Consider the following 14,424-nt stretch of genomic DNA (forward strand, 5'->3'; position numbering starts at 1 on the left):
GCCTGTGCCCGGAATTCGACTGAACGACGCTTTTCTGTGGATTAAGCCCTGTGAATAACCGCGGCTAAGGTCAGTTGATAACAGGGCCTCAAAACTGAACATAACTGCCTCTGTGGATAACCACCCCTTTCATCCACAGGCTTACACCGGTTATCCAAGGGCCTCATTGGCACATGAACACAGGGTTTTGAATCTCTGTACACGTTGAAAATAAAGGCCTGTATCAATCTATCCACAGAAAGTAGGTTGCATAGAAATAAACATAAAAACAAAGATTTAATAAATTTCTCTCTTTTTAATTTCTATAACTCCGACTTTTCCACAGCTGGTTAAATTTTGTGCAAAGGGTTCTTTAGGAAGGGCGAAGTCCCTATACTTGTCGACCAGGTCCAAAAACCTGAGCTCAAACTATTCCTGAATTACCTACTTAAGCAGGCACGAGGTGCGTGGTGGATTTCCCTTCCCGTTTTGAAGTGATCGTCATCGGCGGCGGTCATGCCGGTACCGAGGCAGCACTGGCCTCAGCTCGTATGGGGGTCAAAACCCTGTTGCTGACGCATAACGTGGAAACCCTCGGTGCCATGAGTTGCAACCCGGCCATTGGCGGGATCGGCAAAAGCCACCTGGTCAAGGAAATCGACGCCCTCGGCGGTGCGATGGCCGTGGCAACCGATAAAGGCGGCATCCAGTTTCGCGTGTTGAACAGCCGCAAAGGCCCGGCCGTGCGCGCCACCCGTGCACAGGCAGACCGGATTCTCTACAAGGCCGCTGTCCGCGAAATCCTGGAAAACCAGCCGAACCTGTGGATATTTCAACAGGCCGCTGACGACCTGATCGTCGAACAGGAACAAGTGCGTGGTGTCGTCACCCAAATGGGTCTGCGTTTCTTCGCCGATTCCGTGGTGCTGACCACCGGTACCTTCCTCGGCGGACTTATCCACATCGGTTTGCAAAATTTCTCCGGCGGCCGCGCCGGTGATCCACCGTCGATTGCCCTTTCACATCGTCTGCGTGAGTTGCCATTGCGTGTAGGTCGCCTGAAAACCGGTACGCCACCGCGTATTGATGGCCGGTCTGTGGATTTCTCGGTGATGTCCGAGCAGCCAGGCGATACGCCAATCCCGGTGATGTCGTTCATGGGCAACAAGGAACAACATCCACGGCAGGTCAGTTGCTGGATTACCCACACCAACGCTCGCACCCACGAAATCATTGCCGCGAACCTCGATCGTTCGCCGATGTATTCCGATGCCGGGGAAATCGAAGGGATCGGCCCGCGCTACTGCCCGTCGATCGAAGACAAGATCCATCGCTTTGCCGACAAGGAAAGCCATCAGGTGTTCATCGAGCCGGAAGGCTTGACCACCCATGAGCTGTATCCGAACGGGATATCCACAAGCTTGCCGTTCGACGTGCAATTGCAGATCGTGCAATCGATCCGCGGCATGGAAAACGCGCACATCGTGCGTCCGGGCTACGCCATCGAGTACGACTACTTCGATCCGCGTGACCTGAAGTACAGCCTGGAAACGAAAGTGATCGGCGGCCTGTTCTTTGCCGGGCAAATCAACGGCACCACCGGTTACGAAGAAGCCGGCGCCCAGGGTTTACTGGCCGGGACCAACGCCGCACTGCGTGCGCAAGGCAAAGACGCCTGGTGTCCGCGTCGCGACGAGGCGTACATCGGCGTGTTGGTCGACGACCTGATTACCCTCGGTACCCAAGAACCGTACCGGATGTTCACCTCCCGTGCCGAATACCGTCTGATCCTGCGCGAGGACAACGCTGACCTGCGCTTGACCGAAAAAGGTCGCGAACTGGGTCTGGTCGATGACGCGCGCTGGGCAGCGTTCTGCAAAAAACGCGAAAGCATCGATCTGGAAGAGCAGCGCCTGAAAAGCACCTGGGTACGCCCGGGCACTGAGCAGGGCGATGCGATTGCCGAAAAATTCGGCACGCCGCTGACCCACGAATACAACCTGCTCAATCTCTTGAGCCGTCCGGAAATCGACTACGCTGGTCTGATTGCCGTGACCGGTGGGGGCGCAGAAGATCCACAGGTCGCCGAGCAGGTCGAGATCAAGACCAAGTACGCCGGCTACATCGATCGTCAACAGGATGAAATCGCCCGCCTGCGCGCCAGCGAAGACACCAAACTGCCTGTGGATATCGATTACACGAACATTTCCGGTCTCTCGAAAGAGATCCAGAGCAAGCTCGGCGCGACCCGTCCTGAGACCCTGGGCCAGGCCTCGCGGATCCCGGGCGTCACCCCGGCAGCCATTTCGCTGTTGATGATTCACTTGAAAAAACGCGGCGCGGGCCGTCAGTTGGAGCAAAGCGCTTGAGTTCGTTGGTCACTTCGCAACACGCAGAAGAGTTATCCACAGGTGCTCGCCAACTCGGTGTCACGCTGACAGAAACCCAGCACGCGCAGCTGCTGGGTTATCTGGCCCTGTTGATCAAATGGAACAAGGCTTACAACCTGACCGCGGTGCGTGATCCCGACGAAATGGTGTCGCGTCATTTGCTCGATAGCCTGAGCGTGATGTCGTTCATCGAAAACGGTCGCTGGCTCGACGTTGGCAGTGGCGGCGGCATGCCAGGCATCCCGCTGGCCATCCTGTTTCCCGCGTCCCAGGTGACGTGCCTGGACAGCAACGGCAAGAAAACCCGCTTCCTGACCCAGGTCAAACTCGAACTCAAACTGGATAACCTGCAAGTTATCCACAGTCGCGTCGAAGCCTTCCAGCCTGCCCAGCCGTTCAACGGGATCATTTCCCGGGCGTTCAGCAGCATGGAAAACTTCAGCAACTGGACCCGCCACCTCGGCGACACTGAAACACGCTGGCTGGCAATGAAGGGCGTTCATCCGGCCGATGAGCTGGTAGCATTGCCGACAGACTTCCACCTCGATAGCGAACACGCCCTGGCCGTACCTGGTTGCCAAGGCCAACGCCATCTGCTGATACTGCGCCGCACGGCATGATTGGGAACACAAGCAAGAATGGCTAAGGTATTCGCGATAGCGAACCAAAAGGGTGGCGTGGGCAAAACCACCACCTGCATCAACCTCGCAGCATCCCTGGTCGCGACCAAGCGCCGGGTGCTGTTGATCGACCTTGATCCACAGGGCAACGCCACCATGGGTAGCGGTGTGGATAAACATGGCCTGGAAAACTCGGTCTACGACCTGTTGATCGGTGAGTGCGACCTGGCCCAGGCCATGCACTTTTCCGAACACGGTGGTTACCAGTTGTTGCCGGCCAACCGCGATCTCACCGCGGCCGAAGTCGTGCTGTTGGAAATGCAGATGAAGGAAAGCCGCCTGCGCAGCGCGCTGGCGCCGATCCGGGAAAACTACGATTACATTCTGATCGACTGCCCGCCGTCGCTGTCGATGCTGACGTTGAACGCACTCGTTGCCGCCGACGGGGTGATTATCCCCATGCAGTGCGAGTACTTTGCACTCGAAGGCTTGAGCGACCTTGTGGATAACATCAAGCGTATCGCTGAACTGTTGAATCCGAACCTCAAGGTCGAAGGCCTCCTGCGCACGATGTACGACCCGCGCCTGAGCCTGATGAACGATGTCTCGGCGCAGCTCAAGGAACACTTCGGCGAACAGCTCTACGACACCGTCATTCCACGCAACATCCGCCTGGCCGAAGCGCCAAGCTATGGCATGCCGGCGCTGGCGTACGACAAAGCCTCGCGAGGCGCCGTTGCCTATCTGGCATTGGCGGGCGAAATGGTTCGTCGTCAACGCAAAAACTCACGCATCGCCGCCGCTCAGGCAACTTAAGGAATCCCCATGGCCGTCAAGAAACGAGGTCTCGGACGTGGACTGGATGCTCTGCTGAGTGGTCCGACTGTCAGCTCGCTGGAAGAACAAGCGGCGCAGGCTGATTCGCGTGAGCTGCAACACCTTCCCCTGGACCTGCTCCAGCGCGGCAAGTACCAGCCGCGTCGCGACATGGACCCGCAGGCGCTCGAAGAGCTGGCGCAGTCGATCAAGGCCCAAGGCGTCATGCAACCTATCGTGGTGCGCCCGATTGGCGGTGGTCGCTTCGAAATCATTGCCGGTGAACGCCGCTGGCGTGCCAGCCAGCAAGCCGGGCAGGAAACCATCCCGGCGATGGTGCGCGATGTCCCCGACGAAACCGCGATTGCAATCGCGCTGATCGAGAACATCCAGCGCGAAGACCTGAATCCGATCGAAGAAGCGGTCGCCCTGCAGCGCTTGCAGCAGGAATTCCAGCTGACTCAGCAACAAGTGGCCGAAGCCGTGGGCAAGTCCCGGGTGACCGTGGCCAACCTGTTGCGCCTGATTGCCCTGCCGGAAGTCATCAAGACCATGTTGTCCCATGGCGACCTGGAAATGGGTCACGCGCGTGCTTTGCTCGGTTTGCCGGAAAATCAACAGGTTGAAGGGGCGCGACATGTTGTCGCACGCGGCCTTACTGTGCGCCAAACTGAAGCACTGGTTCGCCAGTGGTTGAGTGGCAAACCGGAGCCTGTTGAAGCGCCAAAACCAGACCCGGATATTGCTCGCCTGGAACAGCGCCTGGCCGAGCGCCTAGGCTCTGCGGTGCAGATTCGGCACGGTAAGAAGGGTAAAGGGCAGTTGGTCATTGGCTACAACTCCCTGGATGAACTCCAGGGCGTACTCGCACATATTCGCTGAAACATTTCCTCATGTAGCGCGCAGTCGGAAATCACTACCTGACAGTTGAATAGGGGCTGAACCGCCCCTATACTCTGCGCGCATTTTGTCGGCACAAATTATGCCAAGTTATTGAATTTCGGCAGCCGACCATTGGAGAGTAAAAGTGATGGAAACCCGCACGCCAAACCGCTTGCCGTTCCATCGCCTGGCAGTTTTTCCGGTGTTAATGGCTCAACTTGTCGTTTTGCTCATTGCCGCTCTGGCGCTCTGGCAACGGTATGGAGTCGTTGCCGGGTACTCGGGACTCTGCGGAGGCCTGATAGCCTTGCTTCCCAATGTTTATTTCGCTCACAGGGCATTTCGGTTTTCCGGCGCCCGGGCAGCTCAAGCCATCGTCCGGTCTTTTTATGCCGGCGAGGCGGGCAAACTGATTTTGACGGCGGTGCTTTTTGCATTGACGTTCGCAGGTGTGAAGCCACTGGCGCCGCTGGCTGTATTCGGCGTCTTCGTGCTGACCCAACTGGTCAGCTGGTTCGCTCCCCTGCTGATGAGAACAAGACTTTCGAGACCTTAGGGCGTTTGAGGCAACCATGGCAGAAACAACCGCTTCGGGCTATATCCAGCACCACTTGCAGAACCTGACTTTCGGTCAGCACCCTACCGGCGGCTGGGGCTTTGCCCACACCGCAGCAGAGGCCAAGGAAATGGGCTTCTGGGCTTTCCACGTCGATACCCTCGGCTGGTCGGTCGCTTTGGGTCTGATCTTCGTTCTTCTTTTCCGCTTGGCGGCAAAGAAAGCGACTTCCGGTCAGCCTGGTGCTCTGCAGAACTTCGTTGAAGTATTGGTCGAATTCGTCGATGGCAGCGTGAAAGACAGCTTCCATGGCCGTAGCCCGGTGATTGCACCGCTGGCACTGACCATCTTCGTCTGGGTGTTCCTGATGAACGCCGTCGACCTGGTACCGGTCGACTGGATTCCTCAGCTGGCCATCCTGATCTCCGGCGACCACCACATCCCGTTCCGTGCCGTGTCGACTACCGACCCGAACGCGACCCTGGGCATGGCGTTGTCGGTGTTCGCACTGATCATTTTCTATAGCATCAAGGTCAAGGGCATCGGCGGCTTCATCGGCGAACTGACCCTGCACCCGTTCGGCAGCAAGAACATCTTCGTTCAAGCCCTGCTGATCCCGGTGAACTTCCTGCTGGAATTCGTGACCCTGATCGCCAAGCCGATCTCCCTGGCGCTGCGTCTGTTCGGCAACATGTATGCCGGCGAGCTGGTGTTCATCCTGATCGCCGTGATGTTCGGCAGCGGTCTGCTGTGGCTCAGTGGCCTGGGTGTTGTCCTGCAGTGGGCGTGGGCTGTGTTCCACATCCTGATCATCACCCTGCAGGCGTTCATCTTCATGATGCTGACCATCGTCTACCTGTCGATGGCGCACGAAGAAAACCATTAAGACCAGTCTCGACTAGTCTGATGTCCTTCCCGGTCAAACGGGAAGGGGCTCTTCGGGGCCTCTGAAACGATTTGTTTTACCGCTTTAAATTAAAAAAACCTAAACCATACGACGTAAAAGTCGGGAGGAAAGATGGAAACTGTAGTTGGTCTAACCGCTATCGCTGTTGCACTGTTGATCGGCCTGGGCGCACTGGGTACCGCAATTGGTTTCGGCCTGCTGGGCGGCAAGTTCCTGGAAGGCGCAGCGCGTCAGCCAGAAATGGTTCCAATGCTGCAAGTTAAAATGTTCATCGTTGCCGGTCTGCTCGACGCCGTAACCATGATCGGTGTTGGTATCGCTCTGTTCTTCACCTTTGCGAACCCGTTCGTTGGTCAGATCGCTGGCTAATTACTCGGATCTTCCGGGTAATTTGGTGTGATGGACAACGTAACTGCGAGGTGTTGGCGTGAACATTAATGCGACCCTGATTGGCCAGTCCGTTGCGTTCCTGATTTTTGTACTGTTCTGCATGAAGTTTGTATGGCCTCCGGTCATCGCAGCTCTGCACGAACGTCAAAAGAAGATCGCTGATGGTCTGGACGCTGCCAGCCGTGCAGCTCGCGACCTGGAGTTGGCCCAAGAAAAAGCGGGTCAGCAACTGCGCGAAGCGAAAGCTCAGGCAGCTGAAATCATCGAGCAAGCCAAGAAACGCGGTAACCAGATCGTCGAAGAGGCTGTTGAAAAAGCCCGTGTCGACGCTGACCGTGTGAAGGTTCAGGCTCAGGCCGAGATCGAACAGGAACTGAACAGTGTCAAAGACGCGCTGCGTGCCCAAGTGGGCTTGCTGGCAGTCGGCGGCGCCGAGAAGATCCTGGGTGCCACAATCGATCAAAACGCGCACGCAGAGCTGGTTAACCAACTGGCTGCTGAAATCTAAGCGAGGGCGATCATGGCAGAACTGACCACGTTGGCCCGACCTTACGCTAAGGCGGCCTTCGAGCACGCTCAGGCCCACCAGCAACTGGCCAATTGGTCAGCCATGCTCGGCCTGGCTGCAGCGGTGTCGCAAGACGACACCCTGCAGCGCGTGCTCAAGGCCCCGCGACTGACGAGCGCAGAAAAGGCCGCCACGTTCATTGACGTGTGCGGCGACAAGTTTGATGCCAAGGCACAGAACTTCATCAACGTCGTTGCCGAAAACGACCGTCTCCTGCTTCTGCCGGAGATCGCCGCTCTGTTTGACCTGTACAAGGCCGAGCAAGAGAAATCGGTAGACGTAGAAGTGACCAGTGCTTTTGCATTGAACCAAGAACAGCAAGACAAACTCGCCAAGGTTCTCAGTGCACGACTCAACCGGGAAGTGCGCCTGCAAGTTGCGGAGGACGCTGCCCTGATAGGGGGTGTCGTGATCCGCGCCGGCGACCTGGTTATCGATGGCTCGATTCGCGGCAAAATCGCGAAACTTGCCGAAGCATTGAAATCTTGAGTTTGAAGGGGCAGCAGAGCAATGCAGCAACTCAATCCTTCCGAAATAAGTGAAATTATCAAGGGCCGCATCGACAAGCTCGATGTGACCTCCCAAGCCCGTAACGAAGGCACTGTCGTCAGCGTATCTGACGGTATCGTGCGGATTCACGGTCTGGCCGACGTCATGTACGGCGAGATGATCGAGTTTCCGGGCGGCGTCTTCGGTATGGCACTCAACCTGGAGCAAGACTCCGTAGGTGCCGTTGTATTGGGCGCCTACCAGTCTCTGGCTGAAGGCATGAGCGCCAAGTGCACCGGCCGCATCCTCGAAGTTCCGGTGGGTAAGGAACTGCTGGGTCGCGTAGTCGACGCACTGGGTAACCCAGTTGACGGCAAAGGTCCGCTGAACAACACCGAGACCGACGCGGTCGAGAAAGTTGCTCCAGGCGTGATCTGGCGTAAGTCGGTAGACCAGCCTGTACAGACTGGCTACAAGGCTGTCGATGCCATGATCCCGGTCGGCCGTGGCCAGCGTGAGCTGATCATCGGTGACCGTCAGATCGGTAAAACCGCTCTGGCGATCGACGCGATCATCAACCAGAAAGACAGCGGCATTTTCTGCGTCTACGTAGCCATTGGTCAGAAGCAATCGACCATCGCCAACGTGGTTCGCAAGCTGGAAGAAAACGGCGCCCTGGCTAACACGATCATCGTGGCTGCCAGTGCTTCGGAATCTCCTGCGCTGCAATTCCTGGCTCCGTACTCCGGTTGCACCATGGGCGAATACTTCCGCGATCGCGGTGAAGACGCGCTGATCGTTTATGACGATCTGTCCAAGCAAGCAGTGGCTTACCGCCAGATTTCCCTGCTGCTGCGCCGTCCACCAGGCCGTGAAGCTTACCCAGGCGACGTGTTCTATCTCCACTCCCGTCTGCTGGAGCGCGCATCCCGCGTATCCGAAGAGTACGTAGAGAAGTTCACCAACGGCGCAGTGACCGGCAAAACCGGTTCCCTGACCGCACTGCCGATCATCGAAACCCAGGCTGGCGACGTTTCCGCGTTCGTTCCGACCAACGTGATTTCCATCACCGACGGTCAGATCTTCCTGGAATCGGCCATGTTCAACTCGGGCATCCGTCCTGCAGTGAACGCCGGTGTTTCGGTATCCCGTGTGGGTGGTGCCGCTCAGACCAAGATCATCAAGAAGCTGTCCGGTGGTATCCGTACCGCCCTGGCTCAGTACCGTGAACTGGCGGCATTCGCCCAGTTCGCTTCTGACCTGGACGAAGCGACCCGTAAGCAACTTGAGCATGGTCAGCGCGTTACCGAGCTGATGAAGCAGAAGCAATACGCACCAATGTCGATCGCTGACATGGCGCTGTCGCTGTATGCCGCTGAGCGTGGGTTCCTGACTGACGTTGAAATCGCCAAGATCGGCAGCTTCGAACAAGCGCTGATTGCTTTCTTCAACCGCGATCACGCCGACTTGATGGCGAAGATCAACGTGAAGGGTGACTTCAATGACGAAATCGACGCTGGCATGAAAGCCGGTATCGAGAAGTTCAAGGCCACCCAAACCTGGTAAGCCGCAGCGGGAGCCGCAAGGCTCCCGCTTGCTAACCTGATAGGTGTTACATGGCAGGCGCAAAAGAGATTCGCAGTAAGATTGCGAGCATCAAAAGCACGCAAAAGATTACCAGCGCCATGGAAAAAGTGGCGGTCAGCAAAATGCGCAAGGCACAAATGCGCATGGCTGCTAGCCGTCCTTATGCGGAGCGCATCCGCCAGGTTATTGGGCATCTGGCCAACGCCAACCCGGAATACCGCCACCCGTTCATGATCGACCGCGAAGTCAAGCGTGTCGGCTATGTCGTGGTGAGCAGTGACCGTGGTCTGTGCGGCGGCTTGAACACCAACCTGTTCAAGGCCCTGGTCAAGGACATGGCGGTAAACCGCGAAAACGGCGTCGAGATTGATCTGTGTGTCGTTGGTAGCAAGGGTGCGGCCTTTTTCCGCAACTTCGGCGGTAACGTCGTTGCAGCTATCAGCCACCTGGGTGAAGAGCCGTCGATCAATGATCTGATTGGCAGCGTCAAGGTGATGCTGGATGCCTACCTGGACGGCCGTATTGACCGCCTGTCCGTGGTGTCCAACAAGTTCATCAACACCATGACGCAGCAGCCTACCGTGGAGCAGTTGATTCCACTGGTGGCGACCCCGGATCAGGATCTCAAGCACCACTGGGACTATCTCTACGAACCGGACGCCAAAGAGCTGCTTGACGGCTTGATGGTCCGTTACGTCGAGTCGCAGGTCTACCAGGCGGTGGTCGAGAACAACGCGGCTGAACAAGCTGCGCGGATGATCGCGATGAAGAACGCTACCGACAACGCCGGTGATTTGATCAGCGATTTGCAGCTGGTCTACAACAAGGCGCGTCAGGCTGCGATCACCCAAGAGATCTCGGAAATCGTCGGCGGCGCTGCCGCGGTTTAACGGTTCAAATATTCAGAGGATCCAGCTATGAGTAGCGGACGTATCGTTCAAATCATCGGCGCCGTTATCGACGTGGAATTTCCACGCGACAGCGTACCGAGCATCTACAACGCGCTGAAAGTAGTGAGCGCGGCTGAAACCACTCTGGAAGTTCAGCAACAGCTGGGCGACGGCGTGGTTCGCACCATTGCGATGGGTTCCACCGAGGGCTTGAAGCGCGGTCTGGAAGTTACCGATTCTGGCGCAGCCATCTCCGTACCGGTCGGTAAAGCGACTCTGGGCCGGATCATGGACGTCCTGGGTAACCCAATCGACGAAGCTGGCCCGATCGACACCGAAGAGCGCTGGGGCATTCACCGTCCTGCGCCAAGCTTCGCTGAACAAGCTGGCGGCAACGACCTGCTGGAAACCGGCATCAAGGTTATCGACCTGGTTTGCCCGTTTGCCAAAGGCGGTAAAGTCGGTCTGTTCGGTGGTGCCGGTGTAGGCAAGACCGTAAACATGATGGAACTGATCCGTAACATCGCCATCGAGCACAGCGGTTACTCCGTGTTCGCCGGTGTGGGTGAGCGTACCCGTGAGGGTAACGACTTCTACCACGAGATGAAGGACTCCAACGTTCTGGACAAAGTGGCACTGGTTTACGGTCAGATGAACGAGCCGCCGGGTAACCGTCTGCGCGTAGCACTGACCGGCCTGACCATGGCCGAGAAGTTCCGTGACGAAGGTAACGACGTTCTGCTGTTCGTCGACAACATCTATCGTTACACCCTGGCCGGTACTGAAGTATCCGCACTGCTGGGCCGTATGCCTTCGGCAGTAGGTTACCAGCCGACCCTGGCTGAAGAGATGGGCGTTCTGCAAGAACGTATCACTTCGACCAAGGAAGGTTCGATCACCTCGATCCAAGCGGTATACGTACCTGCGGACGACTTGACCGACCCGTCGCCAGCAACCACCTTCGCCCATTTGGACGCCACCGTCGTTCTGTCCCGTGACATCGCCTCCCTGGGTATCTACCCAGCGGTCGATCCACTGGACTCGACTTCGCGCCAGCTGGACCCGAACGTAATCGGCCAGGACCACTACGACACCGCTCGCGGCGTTCAGTACGTTCTGCAACGTTACAAAGAGCTGAAGGACATCATCGCGATCCTGGGTATGGACGAACTCTCGGAAGCCGACAAGCAGTTGGTTAACCGTGCTCGTAAGATCCAGCGCTTCTTGTCGCAACCGTTCTTCGTGGCTGAAGTCTTCACCGGTGCCTCGGGTAAATACGTTTCCCTGAAAGACACCATTGCTGGCTTCAAAGGCATCCTCAACGGTGACTACGACCACCTGCCAGAACAAGCGTTCTACATGGTTGGCGGCATCGAAGAAGCGATCGAAAAAGCCAAGAAACTGTAATCCCGGCGCCCGGCAACGGGCGCTAATTTAGGTTGAGGCAATCAGATGGCTATGACAGTCCATTGCGATATCGTCAGCGCGGAAGGGGAAATCTTTTCCGGTCTGGTCGAGATGGTGATTGCGCACGGTGCACTGGGTGATCTTGGTATCGCCCTGGGTCACGCGCCGCTGATCACTAATCTGAAGCCAGGTCCGATCCGCCTGGTCAAGCAGGGCGGGGAAGAGGAGGTGTATTACATCTCCGGTGGTTTCCTCGAGGTTCAGCCGAACATGGTCAAGGTTCTTGCCGACACCGTGCAACGTGCTGCCGACCTGGACGAAGCCGCAGCTCTGGAAGCCGTTAAGGCTGCCGAGAAAGCCTTGCACGAGCGGGGCGCGGAATTCGATTACGGTTCTGCTGCCGCACGTCTGGCCGAGGCTACAGCTCAGCTGCGCACCGTCCAGCAGATCCGCAAGAAGTTCGGCCACTAAGGCGACGCTTGTTGTGCGATTGATTAAAAAGGGTAGCCTCGGCTACCCTTTTTTATTTTCCGATATTCAACCCCGGTCGCAGCCGCTGACCACCCAGGATTGGTAGCCAGTCATGTCTCTTGAAATCGTTATCCTCGCTGCCGGCCAAGGCACGCGCATGCGTTCGGCCCTGCCGAAAGTCTTGCACCCGATTGCCGGCAACTCCATGCTCGGCCATGTTATCCACAGCGCCCGGCAACTTGATCCACAGCGCATCCACGTTGTCATCGGCCACGGTGCCGATGCCGTGCGCGAACGCCTGGCGGCGGATGACCTGAATTTTGTCCTGCAGGACAAACAGCTGGGGACTGGCCATGCCGTTGCTCAAGCTGTGCCCTTCATCAAGTCCGACACCGTGTTGGTGCTCTACGGCGATGTGCCGTTGATCGAAGTCGACACCCTGCAACGCCTGCTCAAGCAGGTCGGCCCAGAGCAATTGGGCTTGCTCACGGTTGAACTGGATGATCCGACCGGTTATGGCCGCATTGTTCGCGATGCCGACGGCAAGGTCACCGCCATCGTCGAGCAGAAAGACGCGAACGAAACCGAGCGCAAGATCACCGAAGGCAACACCGGCATCCTGGCGTTGCCTTTTGCCCGTCTTGGCGACTGGATGAGCCGCCTGTCCAACAACAACGCCCAAGGCGAGTACTACCTGACCGACATCATTGCCATGGCAGTCAGCGACGGTCTGGTGGTAGCCACCGAGCAGCCGCACGACGCCATGGAAGTGCAGGGCGCCAATGACCGCAAACAGTTGTCCGAACTGGAGCGGCACTATCAGTTGCGCGCCGGTCGTCGTCTGATGGCGCAAGGCGTGACGTTGCGCGACCCGGCGCGTTTCGACATTCGTGGTGAAGTCACCGTCGGCCGCGACGTAATGATCGACATCAACGTGATCCTCGAAGGCAAGGTGGTTATTGAGGATGACGTGGTAATCGGCCCGAACTGCGTGATCAAGGACAGCACCCTGCGCAAAGGGGTGATCATCAAGGCCAACAGCCATATCGAAGGCGCCATTTTGGGTGAAGGCAGCGATGCCGGGCCGTTCGCGCGTCTGCGTCCCGGTACCGTGCTTGAAGCCCGGGCTCATGTGGGTAACTTCGTCGAACTGAAAAACGCGCACCTGGGCGAAGGCGCCAAGGCCGGCCACCTGACGTACTTGGGCGATGCGGAAGTCGGCGCCCGCACCAACATCGGCGCCGGCACCATCACCTGCAACTACGATGGCGTCAACAAGTGGAAAACCGTGCTGGGCGCGGACGTGTTCATCGGCTCCAACAACTCGTTGGTTGCGCCTGTGGATATCCTGGACGGCGCGACCACGGCGGCCGGTTCGACCATCACTTCGACTGTGGATAAAGCGCAGTTGGCCGTGGGGCGTGCCCGGCAGAAGAACATCGATGGCTGGAAGCGGCCGGAGAAGGTCAAGAAGGGCTGAGTTACCCACAACCCCTTGTAGGAGCGAGCCTGCTCGCGATGAATTCGAGCGCGACGCATTTTTTCAAGAAGGAATGCGTCATCGTTCACGTCCATCGCGAGCAGGCTCGCTCCTATAGGTTATCCACAGTGCTTTTTATCGCACAGCGCTTGACTAAATTTCGATGATCGGCTTTCATTGCTTTCGTTATCTTTCGAATCGAAATTTACCAGCCCATGTCGAAGCGCAACACACCCCAGCGTCGCCACAATATCCTCGCCTTGCTCAATGAGCAGGGCGAAGTCAGTGTGGATGAGCTGGCCAAGCATTTCGAAACGTCGGAAGTTACGATTCGCAAGGACCTGGCGGCACTTGAAAGCAATGGCCTGTTGCTGCGTCGTTATGGCGGGGCGATCACCATGCCTCAGGAGCTGGTCGCCGACGTCGGTCAGCCAGTGTCCAAATACAAGCAAGCCATCGCCCGTGCCGCTGTGACGCGGATTCGCGAGCATGCGCGCATCATTATCGACAGTGGCAGTACCACCGCCTCGATGATCCCGGAACTGGGGCAGCAACCCGGCCTGGTGGTGATGACCAACTCGCTGCATGTCGCCAACGCCCTGAGCGAACTCGAGCACGAGCCGGTGCTGTTGATGACCGGTGGCACCTGGGACCCGCATTCCGAGTCCTTTCAGGGCCAGGTCGCCGAGCAGGTGTTGCGCTCCTACGACTTCGACCAGCTGTTTATCGGCGCCGATGGCATCGATCTGGTCCGTGGTACTACCACCTTCAACGAACTGCTCGGGCTGAGCCGTGTCATGGCCGACGTCGCCCGCGAAGTGGTGGTGATGGTGGAGGCCGACAAGATCGGCCGCAAGATCCCAAACCTGGAGCTGCCATGGAGCAGCGTCCATACCCTCATTACCGATGAACGCCTGCCGCTGGAGGCTCGCGCTCAGATTCAGGCCCGCGGAATCACACTGATTTGCGCGGCTGTCAGTCAGGAGAAATAG

General features: G+C 57.7%; 15 protein-coding genes. All 15 read left to right on the forward strand.

All coding sequences use genetic code 11. The annotated features are described in order from the left end of the window. Positions 1-449 precede the first annotated feature (449 nt). The 15 genes from mnmG to J1D76_RS14895 all read left to right on the forward strand — a co-directional run bounded on the left by mnmG (position 450) and on the right by J1D76_RS14895 (position 14,424). Positions 450-2,348 carry a tRNA uridine-5-carboxymethylaminomethyl(34) synthesis enzyme MnmG gene (mnmG, locus tag J1D76_RS14825; RefSeq protein WP_421139021.1) on the forward strand — a complete coding sequence of 633 codons (1,899 nt, stop codon included), beginning with the start codon at positions 450-452 and terminating at the stop codon, positions 2,346-2,348. Next, positions 2,345-2,989 (forward strand): 16S rRNA (guanine(527)-N(7))-methyltransferase RsmG, encoded by a 645-nt coding sequence (gene rsmG / locus J1D76_RS14830; RefSeq protein ID WP_421139022.1) that lies wholly within the window; start codon positions 2,345-2,347, stop codon positions 2,987-2,989. Before mnmG ends, rsmG begins: the two co-directional genes overlap by 4 nt. Positions 2,990-3,007: 18 nt before the next feature. Beyond that, on the forward strand, positions 3,008-3,805 hold the full coding sequence (locus tag J1D76_RS14835; protein ID WP_007969897.1) for a ParA family protein: 798 nt from the start codon (positions 3,008-3,010) through the stop codon (positions 3,803-3,805). Between the two features lie 9 nt (positions 3,806-3,814). Beyond that, entirely contained in the window at positions 3,815-4,687 is an 873-nt protein-coding gene (locus J1D76_RS14840; protein ID WP_421139023.1) for a ParB/RepB/Spo0J family partition protein, read from the forward strand. 148 nt (positions 4,688-4,835) lie between these two features. Continuing rightward, on the forward strand, positions 4,836-5,243 hold the full coding sequence (locus J1D76_RS14845) for a F0F1 ATP synthase subunit I (protein ID WP_085723554.1): 408 nt from the start codon (positions 4,836-4,838) through the stop codon (positions 5,241-5,243). Between the two features lie 16 nt (positions 5,244-5,259). Then, positions 5,260-6,129, forward strand: a complete 870-nt coding sequence (atpB, locus tag J1D76_RS14850) for a F0F1 ATP synthase subunit A (protein ID WP_421139024.1) — start codon at positions 5,260-5,262, stop codon at positions 6,127-6,129. Positions 6,130-6,261: 132 nt separating this feature from the next. After that, positions 6,262-6,519 carry a F0F1 ATP synthase subunit C gene (gene atpE / locus J1D76_RS14855; RefSeq protein WP_003097235.1) on the forward strand — a complete coding sequence of 86 codons (258 nt, stop codon included), beginning with the start codon at positions 6,262-6,264 and terminating at the stop codon, positions 6,517-6,519. Between the two features lie 58 nt (positions 6,520-6,577). Beyond that, positions 6,578-7,048, forward strand: a complete 471-nt coding sequence (locus tag J1D76_RS14860) for a F0F1 ATP synthase subunit B (protein WP_007934339.1) — start codon at positions 6,578-6,580, stop codon at positions 7,046-7,048. A 12-nt stretch (positions 7,049-7,060) separates the two neighbouring features. Next, entirely contained in the window at positions 7,061-7,597 is a 537-nt protein-coding gene (locus J1D76_RS14865) for a F0F1 ATP synthase subunit delta (RefSeq protein WP_236481345.1), read from the forward strand. 21 nt (positions 7,598-7,618) lie between these two features. Beyond that, positions 7,619-9,163, forward strand: coding sequence for a F0F1 ATP synthase subunit alpha (atpA, locus tag J1D76_RS14870; protein WP_071552657.1), 1,545 nt, complete (start codon positions 7,619-7,621; stop codon positions 9,161-9,163). 50 nt (positions 9,164-9,213) lie between these two features. Continuing rightward, on the forward strand, positions 9,214-10,074 hold the full coding sequence (gene atpG / locus J1D76_RS14875; RefSeq protein WP_085723558.1) for a F0F1 ATP synthase subunit gamma: 861 nt from the start codon (positions 9,214-9,216) through the stop codon (positions 10,072-10,074). Between the two features lie 27 nt (positions 10,075-10,101). After that, a complete protein-coding gene (gene atpD / locus J1D76_RS14880; protein WP_007911961.1) occupies positions 10,102-11,481 on the forward strand; it encodes a F0F1 ATP synthase subunit beta in 1,380 nt (459 codons plus the stop codon). Between the two features lie 45 nt (positions 11,482-11,526). Next, positions 11,527-11,952: a F0F1 ATP synthase subunit epsilon gene (locus tag J1D76_RS14885; RefSeq protein ID WP_421139025.1), complete on the forward strand. Its 426-nt coding sequence runs from the start codon at positions 11,527-11,529 to the stop codon at positions 11,950-11,952. 112 nt (positions 11,953-12,064) lie between these two features. Next, positions 12,065-13,432 (forward strand): bifunctional UDP-N-acetylglucosamine diphosphorylase/glucosamine-1-phosphate N-acetyltransferase GlmU, encoded by a 1,368-nt coding sequence (gene glmU, locus J1D76_RS14890; RefSeq protein ID WP_421139026.1) that lies wholly within the window; start codon positions 12,065-12,067, stop codon positions 13,430-13,432. Positions 13,433-13,647: 215 nt separating this feature from the next. Beyond that, positions 13,648-14,424 (forward strand): DeoR/GlpR family DNA-binding transcription regulator, encoded by a 777-nt coding sequence (locus J1D76_RS14895; RefSeq protein ID WP_421139027.1) that lies wholly within the window; start codon positions 13,648-13,650, stop codon positions 14,422-14,424.

The sequence above is a fragment of the Pseudomonas sp. NFX15 genome (genome assembly GCF_049132105.1).
In the GTDB taxonomy this organism is placed as follows: Bacteria; Pseudomonadota; Gammaproteobacteria; order Pseudomonadales; family Pseudomonadaceae; genus Aquipseudomonas.